Raw genomic sequence first — 20,654 nt, 5'->3', positions numbered from 1 at the left:
AATTTGAGGTGTGTCAATTATGCTATTTCCTGATTTAGCGAATAAAATTGTACGAGAAGTACGCAGACTAATTACAGAAAATATTATTATCATTAATATAGAAGGCGTTATTATCGCAAGTACAGATACAGAAAGAATTGGTCAATTTCATGAAGGTGCACTCCGCTGCGCCAAACAAAAGAAAACCGTCATCATTACAAAAGAAGATGAAAGGCGATTGCAAGGTGTAAAGGCTGGGATGAATCTTCCTTTATTATTTCATGATGAAGTAATTGGTGTCATTGGAATTACAGGAGAACCTGAAAATATTTCACGCTACGGCGAAATATTGCGTAAGATGACCGAATTATTAATTCATGAAAACTACTTTTTAGAGCAACTAGAACTTGAGCACCGTTCTTATGAAGCTTTCGTCTTTGATTGGCTTCAAAATACAGAGTGGTCCCCGAGTTTTCTTGATCGCGCCAAAACACTTGGCATTGATTTATATAAGAAAAAACAACTTATTTTGTTTTCTATTGGCAAAAATGACACGATGCTCCAGCGTAAAATATGGCAACACATACGTAATATTTTAACAAAAGAGCATCTATTTGTTCGTTGGGGAAATGATCGTTTTATTTTATTTACAGCAACGAGCTCCAAAGAGCAAACTTATCAATTTTTAAAACGGTTAAAACAAGACTGCGAAACTTTATTTTCTATTCCTTTATATATCGGGATTGGACAAACAGTTACCTCAAACAATATGAACATATGTTACGAACAAGCATTACGCGCTCTTTCTGTATCATTGGAAACGAAAAAAATTGTATTTAATGAAGATTTACGTTTAGAAATGTGTTTACAAGATATTTCTGCCGAAACGCGTGAACAATTTCTAGAGCGTACCATCGAAAAGTTATTATCATTTCCTGAGCTTATGCATACTTTGCGCTTATTTATCGATTATAACCAATCTTATAAACAGACGGCTAAACAATTACATATACACATTAACACATTACATTACAGGCTAAAAAAGATTGAAGAACATACAGGACTTGATCCAAAACAATTCAAAGACTTAAACGTTTTATACTTCGCACTCCTCCTATTAGATGATCATACAAAAAAGAACGATAAAACAGATTAATCTTTAGATGATTATACATAGAAAGAATCCCTCGACTTTTTTATCATTATAATGAAAGCACTGTTACCACGTTGTTTATTATAACTAAACACGTTAACAGTTTGAGGGGGATTTCCAATGTTAGAAAAACAAATTATTCATTCATTCGTATCTATTGTTGGCGAAGATAATGTAGATACATCCAATATGGGGCGTTTAACTTATAGTTATGATGCCACTCCAAACTTCCAAGCAATGCCTGATGCAGTCATTGCTCCTCGTAATACAAATGAAGTAGCTGAAGTGTTAAAAGTATGTAACACTCACAAAATTCCTGTGTATGTGCGCGGGTCTGGAACAAATCTTTGCGCAGGAACATGTCCACTTGAAGGCGGTATCGTCCTTATTTTCCGCCATATGAACAATATTTTAGAAATTGATGAAGAAAACTTAACAATTACTGTACAAGCTGGTGTCATTACACTTGATATTATTAAAGCGGTAGAAGAAAAAGGTTTATTTTATCCACCAGATCCAAGCTCGATGAAAATTTCTACAATCGGCGGCAATATTAATGAAAACTCAGGTGGATTACGCGGTTTGAAATATGGCGTAACACGTGATTATGTAATGGGGCTTGAACTTGTCTTACCAAATGGCGATATTATTCGCACTGGTGGTAAATTAGCAAAAGATGTAGCTGGTTACGATTTAACTCGTTTATTTATCGGTTCTGAAGGAACACTTGGCGTGGTAACAGAAGCTATATTAAAACTTGTTCCTATGCCTGAAACAAAGAAAACAATGCTTGCATTATATGAAGATATTAATGAAGCTGCACGTGCTGTTTCTTCTATTATTGCAAATAAAATTATTCCAGCAACCCTTGAGTTTTTAGACCAACCGACAATTGAAGTTGTAGAAGAGTTTGCACAAATCGGTTTACCAACTGACGTAAAAGCAATTTTATTAATCGAACAAGACGGCCCGCCCGAAGTAGTCAATCGAGATATTGAAAACATGGCTAACGTTTGCCGCTCTATGAATGCAGTTGATGTTCGCATTGCAAAAGATGAAACAGAAGCAGATGCGCTTCGTACTGCTCGCCGTAGTGCTCTATCAGCGCTCGCACGATTAAAACCTACTACAATATTAGAAGATGCGACTGTACCACGTTCACAAATCGCTCCAATGGTTGAAGCTATTAATGCCATTGCAAAAAAATATAATATTCCTATTTGTACGTTTGGACACGCTGGTGATGGTAACTTACATCCAACTTGTATGACAGATGCTCGTAATGCAGAAGAAATGCACCGAGCTGAACAAGCTTTTGCTGAAATATTTGCGAAAGCAATTGAACTTGGTGGCACAATTACTGGTGAACATGGTGTTGGTGCAATGAAAGCTCCATATTTAGAAATGAAATTAGGTAAAGAAGGTATTGCAGCTATGCAAGGAATAAAGCAAGCTTTCGATCCAAACAACATTATGAACCCTGGAAAAATGTTCGCGAAAGACACTCGAAAAAGAGTGGTGGTTGAGCGATGACCACATTAAATAAAGAAAATATTCAAAAAGAATTTAAAGAACGATTAAGTGAAGATGAGCTACTTAACTGTATGCGATGCGGTTTTTGTTTACCTACTTGTCCTACCTACATTCAATCCGGATATAAAGAGTCACATTCACCGCGCGGACGTATCGCATTAATGAAAGCAGTCGTTGATGGTTTAATCGAACCAGATGAAGATGTTGAAAATACATTAAACGTTTGTCTTGGTTGCCGTGCTTGTGAGCCTGTTTGTCCATCTGGTGTAAATTATGGACATTTATTAGAAGAGGCTCGAGATATTATTAATCAAAATAAAAAATTCTCAATGCCAGTGAAAGCTGTTCGAAAAGTCGTTTTTGAAGGATTATTCCCCCATCAAAATCGAATGCGAACATTAACCGGACTAATTGGATTTTATCAACGTTCTGGTTTACAAACGCTAACACATAAAACAGGTATTATGAAGTTATTCCCTGAAACACTTGCAACGATGGATCTCGTTTTACCAAAAGTCCCTAAAATGAAAGCCATGAAAGATCGTCCTTCATTTTTACCTGCAGAAAGTACAAAGAAAAAACAAGTTGCATTCTTCACAGGCTGTTTAATGGATACGATGTTTTTAGAAACAAATAACGCAACGATGAAACTTCTTCAATTAGCTGGTTGTGATATCGTTATTCCGAAAACACAAAGTTGCTGCGGTGCATTGCATGGACATGCTGGTGAAAAGAGTGGCGCAAAAGAATTAGCAAAGCGAAATATAAAAGCATTCGAAGATTTAAATATCGACTATATTATTACGAATGCAGGTGGTTGCGGGGCTTATCTCGTAGACTATGATTATCTTTTAAAGGATGATCCGGATTGGGCTGAACGTGCTAAGCAGTTTGTTTCTAAAATTAAAGATATTACTGCTATACTAGTAGAACTAGACTTCCATAAGCGAACTGACTTACGACTCACACCGCAAGTTATTACGTATCAAGACTCTTGTCATTTACGCAATGTTATGCGCACATCTTCTGAACCTCGTATGTTACTAGAGGCTATCCAAGGTGCAACATATCGAGAAATGAAAGATGCCGACCGCTGCTGTGGCTCTGCTGGTATTTACAATATTGTTCATTCAGAGTTATCAATGGAATTTCTAGATTACAAAATGGACCGTGTGCATGAAACAGACGCAGCAACCATTGTTACTGCAAATCCAGGTTGTTTATTACAAATGAAATTGGGCATTGAGCGAGAAGGGCTTTCTCATAAAATGAGAGGAATTCACATTGTGGATTTATTATTAGAAGCAATTGAAACTAACTCGTAATAACTCGTAACATACGTAATAATAGGAAAACGGCTATCTCCTTCGTCTATGTAAAGAGATAGCCGCTTTTTTGTCTGCTACAACATTAAAAATATGTTACTTTATTATAAAAAAGAACAACAGAAACATTACAGTTTTGTAAAAATCAATCCATTATATTCCTCAAAAAATCGCTCAAACCATTGATACAATAGGATTCTTCATTTTCTATTTAGGTAACTTTATCCAAAAACCCCCTCTTAAAACCAAGTATAAAAACACTATAAATTCCTTTTATACTCTATATTTCTCTTATTTTTGCTCCCTTCTTCTCTTAGGATAAATTAGGTAATTTTAAAGTCTATGAATTTTTTTCCATCTTTTTTCTCGCAAATTATATGCTACGATGAATTTGTCAGTCAGACAGGCTGTCAAAAACAAATCGTGTGAAAACAAATTAAAACTTTATATAGGGGGACACACATCATGAAAAAGCGTGTTTTATTATCTGTAGCTGCTGCAACAGCTCTTACTTTAGGAGTATCTTCTCTAGATGCACAAGCTGCAACAGTACAACCATCTAACGTAAAGGTTCAAAATATTCAGCATTCAAAAGTGATGATGAAGCAAATGAGCCAACAAGAACTACAAGCATTCTTACAATCTATGGGAGTTGAATCATTAGCACAATGGCAACAAGGAAACTTCCAACCAAATTGCTTCATTCCTGGTCAACAACCTACTGAAAATGTTGTAACTGAGCAACCAACAGCTAAGCCAGAAACTCAAAAGCCTGCTGAGCAAAAACCTGCCGAGCAAAAGCCTGCTGAAGAAGTTCAAAAACCAGAAGCTCAAAAGCCTGCTGAAAACAACAATACGCAAAAACCTGCTGAACAAAAACCAGCTGAGCAAAAGCCTGCTGAAGAAGCAAAATCTTTAAGCGAGTTCGAACAACGTGTTGTTGAATTAACAAACGCTGAGCGTGCAAAACAAGGTTTACCAGCACTAAAAATCGATACTGAATTAAGCAAAGTAGCACGTATTAAGTCTGAAGACATGCAAAAAAACAACTACTTTGATCATAACAGCCCTACATACGGGTCTCCGTTTGACATGATGAAGAAATTTGGTATTTCTTATACATCTGCAGGTGAAAACATCGCTCAAGGCCAACGTACACCTGAAGAAGTGGTACAAGCTTGGATGAACAGCGCTGGACACCGTGCAAACATCTTAAATAACGGCTTCACTCACATCGGTGTTGGTTATGTAGAAAGCGGCAACTACTGGACACAACAATTTATTACAAAGTAAATAGATTAAAAGAGTCTTCTCATAATGAGAAGACTCTTTTTTAAGTTTCATAACTTTCTATTATGTATGAATAGAAAATATATAACATAAATAGCATAGATCCACAGCTTATTACACTAAGCAATACATAAAATCCCCACTCTAAGTTCAAAAACAATGAAAACAATATGCCACATGCCATCACTTGAAAAATCCGTCTACTTACTAAACGAATTTTTTGTAATTTAATTGGGTCTTTTTCTTTGCCTTTTATTTTCTTAAATTCTTTACTCAGCATAAAAAGAAACATACTAATCCCAATCGTTAATCCTGTTTGAAAGGATATCAAATCCTCAAAATTAATAAAGAGGATAAGCATATGAATAAACAACATAAATAACGTGATTTTCTTTATAAATCCGTCTATAATACCATGCTCTCTTTCATTAAACTTAAATATATTATGTGAAATAATATACAAAAATCCATATGAAAAAATAATAAAACAAGGAATAAATGCTACAACAACTTGTTTACTCATAAACTCGTTTGGCTCACCATTTACATTCCAATGTACTGCCATACGAGTTGGTAAATAGGGATAGAGACATAGAGTAACTAAAAGACAAGCGAAAAATATTCCAAGTACATACTTATATTTGATCAAGTGATTCTCACCTCTCTTTTCTCTTAACGGCTTCGCTCCTTTTAGAGAAATCCCTGCAAAAATCTACTTTTTTCAAATTAAAACTTATACTTTACGCATTTTCTTTTTGAAATTCTCTTATTTTATTATCTAACTTTGTAGGAAACGGCACATCAACTTTAATCGCTTCTTTCGTAATTGGATGCAAGAAATTTATCTTCATCGCATGCAATGCTTGACTGGACATATATTTTGTTTGTCCACCATATAATACATCCCCAACTAGTGGATTACCATTATGGCTCATATGAACACGAATTTGATGCGTTCTACCCGTTTCTAATTGTAACGTTACGAAAGTCGTGTTTTGCTTCTTAAAATACTTTTCTACTTTATAATATGTGATAGCTTGGTCACCTTTTGGAGAAATACGACGCCTTGTAGCATGATGGCGATCCCTTCCAATAGCAGCATCAATCGTTCCTTGTTTCTTCTTTACTGTCCCTTCAACGAGCGCTGCGTACGTCCTTTTAATTTTTCGTTCCATTAATAAACGATCCATAATTGCACCAGCAATTCTATGCTTAGCAAATACGACACCACCTGTCGTATCTTTATCTAAACGATGAATATGACGCACCTTCGTCTCTAAACCTTGCATTTGAAAATGAAAAGCAACAAGATTTGCAAGCGTCCCGGTTCCACCTTTTTCAGCAGGATGTGTGTCCATTTTCTCTGGTTTATTTACGATGAGTACGTGATCATCTTCGTATACTACATGCAATTCACCATATTCTGGATCCACACCGTACTCTTCCTCCGCAAACATATGAACTTGTAACTTATCGTTCTCTTTTAAAAGCTCATTCCATCTTCTTTGTTCTCCGTTAACCGTAACACCTTTTTCCATACGAAGCTGATGTAATAGCTTTTTCGGTATTTCCCATTCTACTTTTAATACCGATTCAATACTTATACCATTCCATTTAGTTGGAACGGTAATTTCACACCATTCGCCCTTTTTCTTTGTTTCCATACTGTTTATCACCTTATTTCTATTGATTCTCTCATTGTAACGGAAAACACACTTTGGTGCACCGTCAAAAATAGAGGACAGTCTTATAATAGACTGCCCCTCAAGCTCTAAGTCTTTTCATTTCTAACAATACTTCTTCAGCTTTTTGTTCATACGATAAATCTTTAAAGAAATCCGCCAACCTTTTATAGTCATTGTAAGCATCTAATAAATCGTCCATCCTTTCTATTTTCATCACTTGTTGTTTTTGTTTCATTTTTACTGGATAACGATAACCTGATACTTCTTGTATTTTGTAATACTCATCCTCTACTTGAACGACCTTTACAAGTTCTTCCTCCTCTGCATCCATCGTATACCCGTCAAATTCTCTAAGTAGTTCATAAATGATATGAGTCCATTCATCTTTTGGATAAAATCCCTTTTCTAACCGATAACCGACAATGCGATACATATGCCCATCGTTTTCTGCAAACTGTACTGTATCATTTAACTTAAACTTAAAATAACGAAACATTGCCTTCACCTACTTGTATGTAATGTTCTTATCACATACTATTTGCAAAATGTAGGTCTTGCTATTCATAAAAAAATGCTCATCAATATGATGAGCATTTTTTTACGATGATTTTTCTCGTTTTTTTCGAAATGGTAACCACCAATTCCAGTCTCCAAATAACTTCATTAAGCTTGGAACGAGCATAAGACGAATAATTGTTGCATCAAGAAATATTGCTAATGCCACGCCAAGCCCCATCTGCTTTACTGGTAAAATATCAGTAAATGCGAATGCACCCGTTACAACAATCATAATTAATGCAGCTGATGTAATGATTCTACTTGTTGAAACGAGCCCTTCTAACGTTGCTTGATCGTTATCTCCTGTTTCTTCATAGAGCTCGTGAATACGTGAAATAAGAAATACTTCATAATCCATACTAAGCCCAAATACGAGGCCAAAAATGAAGATTGGTAAGACAAACAGAACCGGACTCGCTTCTAAACCGAAATGACCACCTTCAAATAACCAAACAACAATTCCAATGGTTGCACTCAAACTAAGTATATTCATAATAATTGCCTTAATTGGAATGAGTATAGATCGGAATGCAAATAATAATATAACAAAGGTCGATCCAAATATAACAGACATACCAATTACAACTTTATCTTTAATTTCATCTTCTAATTCTTGTTGAAACGTCGTCATTCCGCCTAGATAATACGTAACATTTGTTTCTTTATAGTTCTTTTTAAAGTCACGCACCCACTGTTTTGCAGTCTCTGTACGTGGTTTTGTTTTCAAAAAAGCTTCTATCTTCGTCTTATTCCCTTTTGTGTATGCTTCAAATACAGGAGTTAGTTTTGCTACTTCTGGCGACTGCAATATTCCAGCAACTTGATCTGCTTTCATTCCAGTTAACCCGTCGTATAAACTTCTTACTTCATGTACTTTTTTATCATCTTTTAACTTTTGAACGACTTCTTCTATCTTTTGTAGACTTTCTTTTTCTTTCATATCTTTTTTCGTCTCTACAACTAACGTAACATCAGCGTGTGTTTTGACAGTTTTATTAAATGCTTCTTCATACTTTTCATATGCAATCCTTGTATCACTCTTTTCAGGTAAAGCTTCAACACTAGGGAACTGCAAATTAGCTGTACGTAACGGTAATAAGCAAATAACAATAAATGTTGTAACAACAACAATCATTGCAATTGGATGTTTCATCACAAATTGTGCAAATTTACGCCATGCTTTTGCCGGCGTATGTGCTACTTGATTCTTTTTTAATATTTTTTTACCGATTAACGATAATAACGCTGGAAGAAGTGTGAGTGAGAATAAAATACTCATAATCACAACAATCATTCCGCTAATTGCGACAGATTGAATATAATCTATCTTAAAGAAAAACAAACCGGATAACCCAACAAATACGCATAATCCTGAAAATACAATTGCACGTCCTGCCGTCTGATATGTAATTGCTATCGCTTCTTTTACCGTTCGTTTAGCAACTTCCTCTCGAAAACGGTTCACAAATAATAGCGCAAAATCAATAGATAGTGCAAGTCCAATCATCGGTGCAACGTTTAACACGAAAATAGATAGTTCTTTATCCACACCGATGAAATACAATATACCCATCGTGCTAATAACACTAAGCGCTCCATTCAAAATCGGTAAAATTGATGCCAAAAGGCTACCAAACGAAAATAGTAATACAAGAAACGCAATTGGTAATCCAATCATTTCTGCTACTTTTAAATCATTTTGCGTTCTTTCATTAATCTCTTGATTAATTTTCGGAAATCCTGTAGGTGTTACTTTTAATGCTACATTACTTTCTTTCTCAATCTCATTAGCAAATTGTAATGTCTTTTCCATTCTTTCTTTATTTGTTTTCCCGGAAAATAAAATTGTTGCATAACCGATGTCATCTTGTAGCATTTCTTTATTTTGGATTGGGTGATGGAAAGATTCATAGTTCTCTTTCTCTTGAACATTCTTTACAATTTCATCTATTCGCTTTTTAAATTCCTCATGCGAAGCATCTTTATTTTTCTCAAAAACGAGCAGAAGCGTATCTTGAGACTTCTTAAAATCTTTATCTAAAATTTCTTTTGTTTTTTGATAGTCTCCTTCCGTTTGGAAACCGTCACCACCTAATACTCCCGGTAGCTTTGGAGCAAAAATCCCAAGTGCGATTGCAAGCAACAGTAACGCTACAATTACTGTATAACGAAATTGATACAAAAAAGCTCCTAACTTCCCCCACTTATCAACTTTATGAACATTTGTCTTCACACATTTTCACCTACTTTAAATAATTCAATTGTCACTTATACTGTATCATATCTTTATACAAACAAAAAACGCCTAGGAACACTATAATGATAGTTTTTCCAGGCGTTTTTTCTATCTCTCTTTATTAAGCCCCAATCTCTCAGTAAGTAAACGATGATAGTAAATAGCGATAACTAACAAAATACCACCTACGCAGTAACCAGCTAAAATATCAGTTGGGTAATGTACATCTAAAATGACTCTACTTAATCCAATCGATAGGATTACTATACCCATCAAAATCGTTATGACACATTTCCCAGCTATGCTTTTCAAATTAGCAGCAATGATATAAGCAAGAAATCCAAATGTCATAATCGATAGCATTGCATGTCCACTAGGAAAACTATATCCAAGTGCATCTAACGCTTCATTTAATGACGGACGTTCTCTCTTTACAATCTCTTTTATCCCTTTATTCACAAGATGGGTTATTAAAATTCCCATTGGATACACAATCATCGCAGCATAATAACGCTTCTTCCAAAAAACAAGCAAACTTATAACGAGCGTAGCAGCTATCCCAATTGCTGACCCCAATTTTGTAAAGTACGAGAAAAATGTAAGGGAACTTTCCGTTTGTAGCCCTTTTACTAATCCGCGGACATATGTATCCATTACTGTAACGCCACCTGCATGTACGCGCCAAGCAACAATACTAAATACAGCAAATAATAAACCGATACATATTACCTCATACTGATGTAACTTCTTCTTCAAACGATTTCCTCCTACTATGAAAAAATGCGATTTCTACTTTAGAAACCGCATTTTCTTACTTATTTACCTTTTGTTTTTAGCTCTGTCCAGTAACGATCATAGTCTTTTAACTTATCGTCTACATCAACAAGCCATTCTGTACGATCTAACTCTTCTTTCGTTAAGAAAATCATGTGATTATCACGGTATTCTTTACTATGAAGAGGATGAGCTTTTTCATTTGGATTACTGTAACCTATTGACTCGTAGTTTTTCACACTTACTTTTTCATCAAGTAAGTAGTTCATAAACTTCTCAGCAAGCTCTTTATGTTTTGCACCTTTTGGAATTGCTAACGTATCAGCCCAAATTGTGCCGCCTTCTTTTGGTACAACGTATTCTACATCTTTATTATCTTTTGCGATAAATGCTGCATCTCCAGACCAAACTGTTCCGATCCAAGCATCTTCTGTAATGAATTTTTGTTTAATGTTATCTGTATCAAATGCTAATAAGTTTGGAAGCAGCTTCTTTAAATCATCTGCTGCTGTCTTTAACTCTGCATCTTCTTTTGTACTGTTTGAGAACCCGTGCTTCTTAAGACCCACTCCTAATACTTCACGAGAATCGTTTAATAACGTTACATGTCCTTTATATTTCTCATTCCATAAGTCAGCCCAGCTTGTAGGTGCTTCTTTCACATACTTTTTATTGTATGCAATCCCTGTTACACCCCAAGTGTACACTAAAGAATATTTATTATCTGGATCAAACGCAGGTGTTTTGAAATTAGAAACCATGTTTTCGATATTTGGGATATTCTTTTTATCTAACGGCGCTAATAAATCCATTTTTGCCATTGTTTTAACCATGTAATCAGATGGTTGAATTAAATCATACTTTGCGCCACCAGCTTGTAATTTCGCAAGCATTTCTTCGTTACTTGCGTACTTATCATAGTTAATTTTCACATTATACTTCTTTTCAAAATCTCTTAGCACTTGCTCATCAAAATTGTCAGCCCAGCTATAAATATTTAATTCTTCTTTCTTTTCACCACAACCAGCAAGCACACCAGCAACAAGGCTAAAGCTAATTGCTGCGCCAGCTATTCTTTTCATTAATTTCATCGGTTTATTACCCCCTCGTACTTTCTATATCGTTCGTATTATAAAGGAAGGTGTCCTCCAGAGTTTTCTTCACCATCTGCACCTTTGTTACGGAAGATTTCAGATAGAACCATTAATCCTACGATAGCAACAATTAAAATTGTAGAAAGAGCATTAATTTCTGGTGATACTCCGCGCTTAACCATACTGTAAATGTATAATGGCAATGTTGTTGATCCTGGTCCTGATACGAAGAAACTAATTACAAAATCATCAATTGATAATGTGAATGTTAATAATGCTGCTGAAATAACTCCCGGTGCAATTGCTGGGAACGTTACAAAACGAAACGTTTGCCAAGGCGTTGCTCCTAAATCATTTGCAGCTTCTTCTAAGTCACGTCCCATACTTGAAAGACGCGCAGCTAAAATAACAACAACAAACGAAATACTAAATGTAATATGTGCAATAATAATCGTTGTTTGTCCAAGTTCCATTCCTAGCTGACTGAAAAGAATTAGTAAAGATAATCCCATTAAAATATCAGGAATTAAAATTGGTAAATATACAAGGCCATTAATAGCCCCTTCGAAACGATATTTATAACGATGTAAAGCAATCGCAAAGAATACACCAAGTACCGTTGTCACAATCGTTGTTATAACTGCAATCGTAATACTATTTACAAATGCATCAATAACATCTTGTTTTTGAAATAAATCTGTATACCAATGGAATGTAAAACCTTCCCACTCCGCATTAATGCGAGAGTCGTTGAAAGAATAGACCATTAAAACCATCATTGGAAAATACAAGAATAACAAAATTAACCAAGAATAAGAAACTAAAAACTTCTTCATCTTTGCCTATTCCCCTCCGTTCTCATTATATTTATATACTTTCGTTGCACGATAATATAAGTAAATTAACAGAACAGAGAATAGAACAACGATAATCGATAACGCAGATCCAAACGGCCAGTCACGTGCACCTAAGAATTGGTTTTGAATAACGTTTCCGATTAATGCTACTTTCGATCCGCCCATCACGTCTGATACAACAAACATTCCGATAGAAGAAACGAATACTAAAATAGAACCAGTCGCAATTCCTGACATTGTCATCGGCACTGTTATATTCCAAAATGCCTTTATTGGTGTTGCTCCTAAATCATAAGCCGCTTCTAGCTTACGCTTATCCAGCTGCTCAATTGCTGCATACACTGGTAAAATCATAAATGGTAATAAAGAATAGACCATTCCGAGTATTACAGAAGGCGTATTATATAATAAATTTAACGGTTCACTAATAATGCCGAGTTTTAATAACAACGTATTCACAAGACCTTGTGAACGTAAAATAACAATCCATGCGTATGAACGAACAAGAAAGTTAATCCAAAACGGGATCGTTGCCAATAATAAAAGAATAGAACGATATTTGCGGTCAACAATTGTAATTGTATACGCAAATGGATAACCAATTAATAAACATATTACTGTAGTAATAACTGCAATCTTAACAGTTTCCCATAACGTTCCTAAGTACAATGGATCAAACACACGGGATATATTCTCTAGCGTAAATTGCATTTCTACTGTCCCGTAAGCTCCGCGCTGCATGAAGGCAAATCCTAATACGAATACGAGCGGGATTAGGAAGAAAATTAACAGCCACGCGACTGTAGGTAGTGCGAGTAATTTCCCTTTTTTCAATTTAAGGTCACCTCGTCCTCTTGCTCCCAGCCTACATATACATTATCTCCAATGCTCCACTGCGCTGCCTCTTCAGCAGTTTGATATGCCATTAGTAATTCTGATGTTTTCTCATCACGTACATAAAGCTTCTCCATATTTCCGACAAACTCGATATCTTCAATATGTCCAAGATGGTATTCTTTTAAAATTGGTTCTTCAACCGAACGTACTTTCACATTTTCAGGGCGAATTGCTACATAGCCTTCCCCATTTTTCACAATATTATTTTCACCGATGAATGTCGCAACGAACAATGTTTTCGGCTTATTATAAATTTCTTTCGGCGTTCCAATTTGTTCGATATGTCCTTTATTCATAACGACGATACGATCGCTCATGCTCATTGCTTCTTCTTGATCGTGCGTTACGTATATAAACGTAATTCCTAAATTACGTTGTAAGTTTTTCAATTCACGTTGCAAGTCTTTTCGTAACTTAAAGTCAAGCGCTCCAAGTGGCTCATCTAATAGTAATACACGCGGATTATTTACAATCGCTCTTGCAATTGCAACACGCTGCTGTTGTCCACCAGAAAGCTTAGCAGGTTTACGATTACGGAACTCAAGTAACTGCGTTAAACGCATTGCCTCTTCAGCACGCTCTTTCTGCTCTGCTGCTGATACTTTCTGCATTTTCATACCAAAACAAATATTCTTCTCTACTGTCATATGTGGGAATAGTGCGTAATGTTGGAACACTAGGTTCATATGACGCTTATATGGTGGCAAATCGTTAATTCTTTCATCATCTAATAAAAGATTCCCTTTAGTTGGAGTTTCAAATCCTGCGATCATACGAAGTAAAGTCGTTTTCCCGCAGCCACTCGGCCCTAAAATTGTTAAAAACTCTCCCTCTTTAATATCTAAAGAAAGAGGTGGGATAATCACTTGATTTCCAAAATGTTTTTCAACTGCTTCAACTTTAATAATCTTTTTCATTTTCCCGTCCTATCTACCTTAAATTTTAAATTTTTATATTCATGAATAAATATTTATGTTCTATAGACTATTTTTTGTTTCGATCCAAACAAAAATGGTTATTTAGCAAGCGTTCGTTTCTATTCTTTATGTAGTATGTTTGATTCATTTTCGCATGATACATAACGTCGAACAGAAAAACCCCTTCCATCGCGAAGGGGCTATTATCATACGGCTACGCCTACTGATAAACACCATCATCATTTTAACAACTTTCGTATGAATTTTAAAGCACTTTTTGTAGAAGAGTAACGAATTTTCATGTCGAATGCTGTAGATTGGGCTAAAATGCTTTTATAATGTGAAAAAGTCCGAAAACTTTCTTCCCCATGATAACCCCCTAATCCACTACTTCCAACACCCCCAAAAGGTAAATATGGCGTGGCAAGATGGTAGACAACATCATTAATACAGCCTCCACCATATGAAATATTACTCGTCACTTTCTTTTGTACTTCTTTATCTTCCGAAAATACATATAACGCTAACGGCTTCGGATGTTGCTGGATTGTGCCAATTACATCTTCTATATTGTCGTACTCTATGATTGGTAAAATCGGACCAAAAATTTCATCTTCCATAACAGCATCTTGCCATGTAATATCCGCTAGCACTGTCGGTTCAATATGTAATGTATCTTTCTTATAGTTTCCACCAATTACGACTTGACCATCTTGTAAAAATCCACATAATCGTTCAAAATGACGCTCACTTACAATACGCACGTAATTTTCATTTTGCAAAGGTTCTTTACTATACTGCTCTGTGATTTCATGTCGCAGTGCCTCAACTAGCTGTTCTTTCACGGAAGAATGCACGTACATATAATCAGGCGCTACACATGTCTGCCCTGCATTTAAAAACTTACCCCAAACAATTCTTCTTGCTGTCATCTCTATCTTTGCATCTTTATGTACAATACAAGGACTTTTCCCGCCAAGTTCTAACGTAAGCGGCGTCAACTGTTTCGCTGCTGCTTCCATTACAACTTTTCCAACGCCAACACTACCAGTAAAGAAAATATAATCAATTGGTTCCCTCAGCAAAGATGTACTCTCTTCAACGCCACCTTCTACTACCGCTACAAGCTCTTCTGGGAATAATTCACCTAACATTCTCTTAAGCACTTTTGAAACGCTTGGCGTTAACTCTGATGGCTTTAAAACGATTGTATTTCCAGCTGCAAGTGCTCCTACAAGTGGTGCAATTGCTAATTGAAAAGGATAGTTCCACGGTGCAATAATAAGCGTCACACCATACGGCTCTGGCACTACTTTTCCTTTTGATCCAAAATGAGTGAGTGCTGTTCGAACTCGCTTCGGTTTACTCCACGATGACATATGTTTCAATTGAAAGGAAATTTCTTTTAATACATATCCAACTTCCGTTGTAAACGACTCGTGAACTGACTTATTTAAATCTAATTTCAATGCCTGAAATATTTCTTCTTCAAAACGCTGAATGCCTTCATAAAGCTTCTTCAAATTATTCTTTCTCATTTCGATGCTTCTCGTATGCCCTTTTAAAAAATATTCCTTTTGCCTACTTACAATAGAGGTAATACTCATTCACTCACCTTCTCCCACTATTTTTATCCAATTCTTTCATTATTTATATAGACTTCATATATAACAAATTTCTATTCTTAAAGTTACATTATATATGACTTTTTCAGCTATATAAAATTCATTGCTCACAAAAAAACTACCGAAAGAAAATCTCTCGGTAGTTTCACAGTATTAACGATATAAACGAACAGCACCTGCAGAATTATCATCAGCTTGTCCTACTACTTCAAACTTCAGACCAAGCTTCGGTAAAATACGTCCTGCATCTGGAATCTGTTGATTAATATACGTTTTCGAATCATCAAATTTCGGTACACCCGCTAAGCCATCATACGTATACGTTCCACGCGTTGGAGATACAACTTTCCAAGCTGGCGTTTTATCGAATGAGAATGCAGCATCAGCGATTTGGAATCGTGTACTACTTTCAATTGTCGGTTTACCATTTAAAGTCCCTACAATTGCTTCTGGATGAGAATCAACTACACCAAGGAAACCATGTCCTGGATGTAAACCAACCCAGTTATCTGCGTAAGCTGAGTCTGCATACCATACAACCATACCTGAGTTATATTCTGGACCGCGAGCAAATTTCAATGCGCTATCTGATCCAGTATGGTTTCTCCACTCTACGTAGTAATTATGTTTTTTCTTCTCTGTTCCGCTAGATACAACGAAACCATCTAATTTTAATTGTGGTGTACCTTCTGCATCATCAGAGAATACTACTTTACCATCCACTGTTAATGAAGCATTATCAAGTAGGAAACCATTTAATGCTAAACCACCATCCGTAATGTACTCAAACGTTAATTTTACTTTTTTACCTTTGAATTGACTTAAATCATATGATTTGTCAATCCATTTTCCATTTGTCGAATCTGCATTTCCATTATTTGCTTTCTCGCCAAGTCTTTCAATTAACGTTTTTTGACCATCTTCTGTTACAGCATGTACTTCAAGGAAATCATACTCTGCTTCGATTTCATATAACGATTTGAAATCAAATTTCGCATTCGTTGCATTCGTTAAATCGAACAGTGGTGTTTCTAACGTTGTATGAAGATTGTCACCTTTTGTACTGTAGTAATACTGTTTACCAAATGCTGGTGCAATTGTTTTTACATCTTTATCTGGTAAGTTAACACGAATCATACCTGGACGGTTAGATTTCGTAACACTTTGATCTAAATATGTTGCTAGACCGATACCTTTATTTAATTTCTCGTAATCTACTTCTACGATATTTGCCCAGTTACCACCGATTGTTTTTTGGAAAAACTCTTTATTTTGTGGTGAAAAACTCGTCGGTGTTGTTCCAGCGATTTTACCCGCCCAGCTGCCGCCACTCATAACAGACCAAGCTTGAATTGGCTCACCATGACCCGTATAGTCTGTATCATACTCATCTGGAAGACCTAAATCATGACCATATTCATGCGCGAATACACCAACTGCGCCATCTTCTGGTTCAATTGTGTAGTCGAATGCTGCCATCTTTCCGCCCCAATATGGAACTTTCGCTTGTGTACCTTCAATTGCGAATGGTTTTGGTCCAACTGTCCAGCGATGTGACCAAATTGCATCATCACCTAATTTACCACCGCCAGCTTCTTGTCCAACACCCGCATGAATAATCATTAAATGATCGATTAAACCGTCAGGTTGATTTTGATTTCCATCACCATTTACATCGTATTGATCGAACTGATCAAACTGTGATAAATCAAGACCGCTATCTACAGCTGCCTTTAATGCATCTTTTACTAGATCACGTGGTCCTTTTGGTCCTTTATTATCATGACCTGTAGCAGCATCTGCACCGTAATCAGCAGCTTTACCAGGAACTGTTAACCATTTTGTAACTGTTCCATCCACTGTGTAACTACCACCGGATTGCTCTTCGTAATATTGTTTAAACGTTTCGATTTTGCTACCATCCTCTAATGCGAATGGCTCATTACCAAATAACATTTTTTCATAATGTTCTTTGTTAAAATCGTCAGTATACATATAACCAGGTTCTTTATCAATATTGTTATGTTTAAAGTCAGCGTACTCTACAAGTAAAACGAGTACTTTATCTTTACGAACTTCACCGTTATATTCTTTTCCCTTTGCTGGAGAAGTTGGTACTTTACCATTTAGACCACCCTTAACTGGGCCTGTCGCTGCAGGTGTCCCTGTTGCTGGCTGATTTAGTTTTTCTTTCGTGTCTGCTTTCGCATCTTTCACTTTCTTTAAAAAGTCAGATGCTTCTTTCGTAAGTTGATCCCCATTTGTTGCTTCTTTCCCAGGATTTTCACCCTTTTTGTTCTCTACATACTTTTCAACAGCTTTCTTTGTTTCTTTCTCTGAAGCTGAAGAATCAATTACCCCACGTTTTTTCAGTGCATCTGCTAAACGTTCTTCTGGAATTAAATGATCATCGACTGGGCTCGTAGCTGTCTTATTCACAGGTGTTTCAGCATATGCAGATTGAGTGCCAGCTCCGAATGAAAGGCCTAATACAGCTGTTAAAGCGATTGATGACAAAACTTTGAACGGTTTCTTGTTCATCCCATATTTCCTCCCCTAATAAATAATATGTATTACAAATTGAATTTTATTAAAAATTCAATATTTTTTCAATATTTAGTCATATTATGTAATGTTTTTAATATATTTGTAAAAATTTCATAGTTAGCATACGAATATATCACAATTCAACAATGTTTTCTGAAAATATTGAAAGTTTTTATCGAACAATTTATAATTTCCATAGAGGGAGTTTAATGGGGATTTTATCTTTGTTTCATCTACAAAATATTTGATAATTCACTATATAAAACACAAAATCCGATTGCATTATCATGTATTCTGTAGCAGCAATTATGACCGATAATTAGGGAGGAATTACATTTGTACAAAGATAAGACAGACGCACTGGATCAAGAATGGATTGATTTAATACTTGAAGCTCTAGATGCTGGTATCGCCATGCAAGACATTGAGCAATTTTTCCAACGTATGAAGCCGTCCAGTCAGGCTCAATAGGTTTGTTCTTTTTAACGAAGTTTATGTTATAATAATGACATCATAAGACAACTACATATTGATAGAAAGGTGCGCAAATATGATTGGAGAACGTATAAAACGCCTTCGTTTACAAAAAGGGATTTCATTAACTGAACTTGCCGAAAAAGCTGGCGTTGCTAAATCTTACATTAGTTCTATAGAACGAAATTTACAAAAAAACCCTTCCATTCAGTTTCTTGAAAAAATCGCAGCAGTTCTACAAATTCCAGTTGATACTTTACTTCATGATGAAACAACAAAGGAAACTAACCTAGACTCCGAATGGACACAACTCGTTAAAGATGCAATGAACTCTGGTGTCTCCAAAGAACAATTTCGTGAATTTCTTGAATTTACAAAGTGGAAGCAAAATCAAAAATAATAATAGAAAGAAGTGCTTACAACCAGCACTTCTTTTTCTTTATAAAAAAAAGCGGGAATACCCGCTTTTTTATTATTTTTCTTCCCCAGCTTCTTGGTTAGCATTGAATGTCCATTCTAAATTCAATGTATCACCTTGGAAGATATTTTGGTCTTTTCCATCATCTACAAATTCAAATTGCACCCATAGATAATCCTCTGTACCAGCTGCTAATCCACCCTTTTCTCCCCACTCAGGAGCAAAGATGTCTTTAGCTAAAAGATCTGGATCCACATTTTGTAAGTCTGCTAAAGTTGTTTCGTATACAGGCTCACTTTGTTTATCCCAGTTCCAAAGGAATTTTACTTTAACGTGCTTACCAAAGTCTTCACCAGCATTATCACCTTTTGCATCTTTAACAGTATACTTTGTTGCTAATTTAACGTCTTTAATAGTTAACGAACCGCTGTTTTGTAATAAGAACTCTTTCTTAACAGAATCCCCTGGTTTTAAATCTTTAATATCTACAAGCGTCTTAGGGTTTAATGTAAGGTCTAACGTCCCAGCTGCAAATGTATTGTTTGATACTTCTTTATCGCTAAAGAATGCAAATGTTCCTCCACCAATTAAAGCTAACCCCAATGCTGCTGATGCAACTCCCATACCTAATTTCTTTTTCAGACTCACAATCAATTCCCCCTAGCTTTTTTTTATATTTTTATCACTTATTTTTCAATAAGAGATGTAAAGAAAACTATATTAGCTTAGCTAATATATGTTCTTTTTTAAAAACCTTATGTTCATTATAACGAACAATCCTATATAAACACAACACATATTTATTAATATTTTCAGTTATTTTTATTTCTCAATATTATTTAGACTTTTCAGAAAAAAGAATGATAATTTATATCTTTTTTCACACTCAAATCATTTAATACTATAAGAAAAAGCAAAACAAAGAGGTGAGGGCTAACTTTCCCTCACACTCGTATAAATATTACTAGTCTTGCTTATTCGTTCACACTCTCTTACAACACATTCTTGTTTTCTGGCTGTTTCACTAAAGCAGTTACTCCGCTTTCTTCTGCTCTTCTACTTTCTTTTGTTCTTCTGCTTTCTTCTGTTCTTCTACTTTCTTCTGCTCTTCTACTTTCTTTTGTTCTTCTGCTTTCTTCTGTTCTTCTACTTTCTTCTGTTCTTCTACTTTCTTCTGTTCTTCTGCTTTCTTCTGTTCTTCTGCTTTCTTCTGTTCTTCTGCTTTCTTCTGTTCTTCTGCTTTCTTCTGTTCTTCTGCTTTCTTCTGTTCTTCTGCTTTCTTCTGTTCTTCT

At 35.6% G+C, this 20,654-nt stretch carries 19 protein-coding genes; 6 read left to right on the top strand and 13 right to left on the bottom strand.

All coding sequences use genetic code 11. From position 1 onward, the window contains the following. Positions 1-19: 19 nt before the first annotated feature. From H6481_RS03700 to H6481_RS03685, 4 genes are all read left to right on the top strand, one after another. Complete coding sequence (locus H6481_RS03700; RefSeq protein ID WP_182811038.1) at positions 20-1,135, top strand: sugar diacid recognition domain-containing protein; 1,116 nt, start codon at positions 20-22, stop codon at positions 1,133-1,135. A gap of 117 nt (positions 1,136-1,252) precedes the next feature. Further along, positions 1,253-2,665 carry a glycolate oxidase subunit GlcD gene (gene glcD, locus H6481_RS03695; RefSeq protein WP_000890756.1) on the top strand — a complete coding sequence of 471 codons (1,413 nt, stop codon included), beginning with the start codon at positions 1,253-1,255 and terminating at the stop codon, positions 2,663-2,665. Then, positions 2,662-3,990 carry a (Fe-S)-binding protein gene (locus H6481_RS03690; RefSeq protein ID WP_043936070.1) on the top strand — a complete coding sequence of 443 codons (1,329 nt, stop codon included), beginning with the start codon at positions 2,662-2,664 and terminating at the stop codon, positions 3,988-3,990. Before glcD ends, H6481_RS03690 begins: the two co-directional genes overlap by 4 nt. Before the next feature lie 465 nt (positions 3,991-4,455). After that, a complete protein-coding gene (locus H6481_RS03685; protein ID WP_095691196.1) occupies positions 4,456-5,283 on the top strand; it encodes a CAP domain-containing protein in 828 nt (275 codons plus the stop codon). Between the two features lie 40 nt (positions 5,284-5,323). Here the strand turns inward: H6481_RS03685 and H6481_RS03680 are convergent, their stop codons facing one another. The 11 genes from H6481_RS03680 to inhA1 form a co-directional block, all read right to left on the bottom strand. Continuing rightward, positions 5,324-5,929, bottom strand: coding sequence for a DUF1648 domain-containing protein (locus H6481_RS03680; RefSeq protein ID WP_000599010.1), 606 nt, complete (start codon positions 5,927-5,929; stop codon positions 5,324-5,326). A gap of 91 nt (positions 5,930-6,020) precedes the next feature. After that, complete coding sequence (locus H6481_RS03675) at positions 6,021-6,944, bottom strand: RluA family pseudouridine synthase (protein ID WP_182811036.1); 924 nt, start codon at positions 6,942-6,944, stop codon at positions 6,021-6,023. A gap of 100 nt (positions 6,945-7,044) precedes the next feature. After that, positions 7,045-7,461, bottom strand: a complete 417-nt coding sequence (locus tag H6481_RS03670; protein ID WP_000490302.1) for a hypothetical protein — start codon at positions 7,459-7,461, stop codon at positions 7,045-7,047. A 102-nt stretch (positions 7,462-7,563) separates the two neighbouring features. Continuing rightward, positions 7,564-9,756, bottom strand: a complete 2,193-nt coding sequence (locus H6481_RS03665) for an MMPL family transporter (protein ID WP_182811034.1) — start codon at positions 9,754-9,756, stop codon at positions 7,564-7,566. A gap of 111 nt (positions 9,757-9,867) precedes the next feature. After that, positions 9,868-10,515: a phosphatase PAP2 family protein gene (locus H6481_RS03660; protein ID WP_000727783.1), complete on the bottom strand. Its 648-nt coding sequence runs from the start codon at positions 10,513-10,515 to the stop codon at positions 9,868-9,870. A gap of 59 nt (positions 10,516-10,574) precedes the next feature. After that, positions 10,575-11,624 carry a spermidine/putrescine ABC transporter substrate-binding protein PotD gene (potD, locus tag H6481_RS03655; RefSeq protein WP_182811032.1) on the bottom strand — a complete coding sequence of 350 codons (1,050 nt, stop codon included), beginning with the start codon at positions 11,622-11,624 and terminating at the stop codon, positions 10,575-10,577. A 38-nt stretch (positions 11,625-11,662) separates the two neighbouring features. Further along, entirely contained in the window at positions 11,663-12,463 is an 801-nt protein-coding gene (gene potC / locus H6481_RS03650; protein WP_000714190.1) for a spermidine/putrescine ABC transporter permease PotC, read from the bottom strand. 6 nt (positions 12,464-12,469) lie between these two features. After that, on the bottom strand, positions 12,470-13,318 hold the full coding sequence (gene potB / locus H6481_RS03645; protein WP_000715500.1) for a spermidine/putrescine ABC transporter permease PotB: 849 nt from the start codon (positions 13,316-13,318) through the stop codon (positions 12,470-12,472). Further along, positions 13,315-14,298: a spermidine/putrescine ABC transporter ATP-binding protein PotA gene (potA, locus tag H6481_RS03640; RefSeq protein WP_000720333.1), complete on the bottom strand. Its 984-nt coding sequence runs from the start codon at positions 14,296-14,298 to the stop codon at positions 13,315-13,317. Before potA ends, potB begins: the two co-directional genes overlap by 4 nt. Positions 14,299-14,537: 239 nt before the next feature. Then, a complete protein-coding gene (locus H6481_RS03635) occupies positions 14,538-15,905 on the bottom strand; it encodes an aldehyde dehydrogenase (protein WP_069355257.1) in 1,368 nt (455 codons plus the stop codon). A 171-nt stretch (positions 15,906-16,076) separates the two neighbouring features. Continuing rightward, a complete protein-coding gene (gene inhA1, locus H6481_RS03630) occupies positions 16,077-18,464 on the bottom strand; it encodes a M6 family metalloprotease immune inhibitor InhA1 (RefSeq protein ID WP_061660516.1) in 2,388 nt (795 codons plus the stop codon). A gap of 342 nt (positions 18,465-18,806) precedes the next feature. On the opposite strand from inhA1, the gene H6481_RS03625 reads away from it, so the two are divergent. Further along, positions 18,807-18,941 (top strand): anti-repressor SinI family protein, encoded by a 135-nt coding sequence (locus H6481_RS03625; RefSeq protein ID WP_000276219.1) that lies wholly within the window; start codon positions 18,807-18,809, stop codon positions 18,939-18,941. Positions 18,942-19,020: 79 nt separating this feature from the next. After that, complete coding sequence (locus H6481_RS03620) at positions 19,021-19,344, top strand: helix-turn-helix domain-containing protein (protein ID WP_000578885.1); 324 nt, start codon at positions 19,021-19,023, stop codon at positions 19,342-19,344. A gap of 72 nt (positions 19,345-19,416) precedes the next feature. Here H6481_RS03620 and calY read toward each other — a convergent pair whose 3' ends face one another. Beyond that, complete coding sequence (gene calY / locus H6481_RS03615; protein WP_000053715.1) at positions 19,417-20,010, bottom strand: biofilm matrix protein CalY; 594 nt, start codon at positions 20,008-20,010, stop codon at positions 19,417-19,419. A gap of 385 nt (positions 20,011-20,395) precedes the next feature. Then, on the bottom strand, positions 20,396-20,654 hold a 259-nt coding region (locus tag H6481_RS03610; protein WP_182811030.1), incomplete at its 5' end, for a hypothetical protein.

Origin of the sequence: Bacillus sp. ME78 (assembly GCF_903970865.1) — a bacterium.
Classification (GTDB): Bacteria; Bacillota; Bacilli; order Bacillales; family Bacillaceae_G; genus Bacillus_A; species Bacillus_A cereus.
The sequence above is the reverse complement of the archived record's forward strand: the minus strand, read 5'-3'. Positions and strand labels throughout refer to the sequence as shown.

Coding starts and splice junctions, on each gene's coding strand:
- H6481_RS03700 (WP_182811038.1), top strand. CDS start 20: ATGCTATTTCCTGATTTAGCGAATAAAATTGTACGAGAAGTACGCAGA.
- glcD (WP_000890756.1), top strand. CDS start 1,253: ATGTTAGAAAAACAAATTATTCATTCATTCGTATCTATTGTTGGCGAA.
- H6481_RS03690 (WP_043936070.1), top strand. CDS start 2,662: ATGACCACATTAAATAAAGAAAATATTCAAAAAGAATTTAAAGAACGA.
- H6481_RS03685 (WP_095691196.1), top strand. CDS start 4,456: ATGAAAAAGCGTGTTTTATTATCTGTAGCTGCTGCAACAGCTCTTACT.
- H6481_RS03675 (WP_182811036.1), bottom strand. CDS start 6,944: ATGGAAACAAAGAAAAAGGGCGAATGGTGTGAAATTACCGTTCCAACT.
- H6481_RS03670 (WP_000490302.1), bottom strand. CDS start 7,461: ATGTTTCGTTATTTTAAGTTTAAGTTAAATGATACAGTACAGTTTGCA.
- potD (WP_182811032.1), bottom strand. CDS start 11,624: ATGAAATTAATGAAAAGAATAGCTGGCGCAGCAATTAGCTTTAGCCTT.
- potC (WP_000714190.1), bottom strand. CDS start 12,463: ATGAAGAAGTTTTTAGTTTCTTATTCTTGGTTAATTTTGTTATTCTTG.
- potA (WP_000720333.1), bottom strand. CDS start 14,298: ATGAAAAAGATTATTAAAGTTGAAGCAGTTGAAAAACATTTTGGAAAT.
- H6481_RS03635 (WP_069355257.1), bottom strand. CDS start 15,905: ATGAGTATTACCTCTATTGTAAGTAGGCAAAAGGAATATTTTTTAAAA.
- inhA1 (WP_061660516.1), bottom strand. CDS start 18,464: ATGAACAAGAAACCGTTCAAAGTTTTGTCATCAATCGCTTTAACAGCT.
- H6481_RS03620 (WP_000578885.1), top strand. CDS start 19,021: ATGATTGGAGAACGTATAAAACGCCTTCGTTTACAAAAAGGGATTTCA.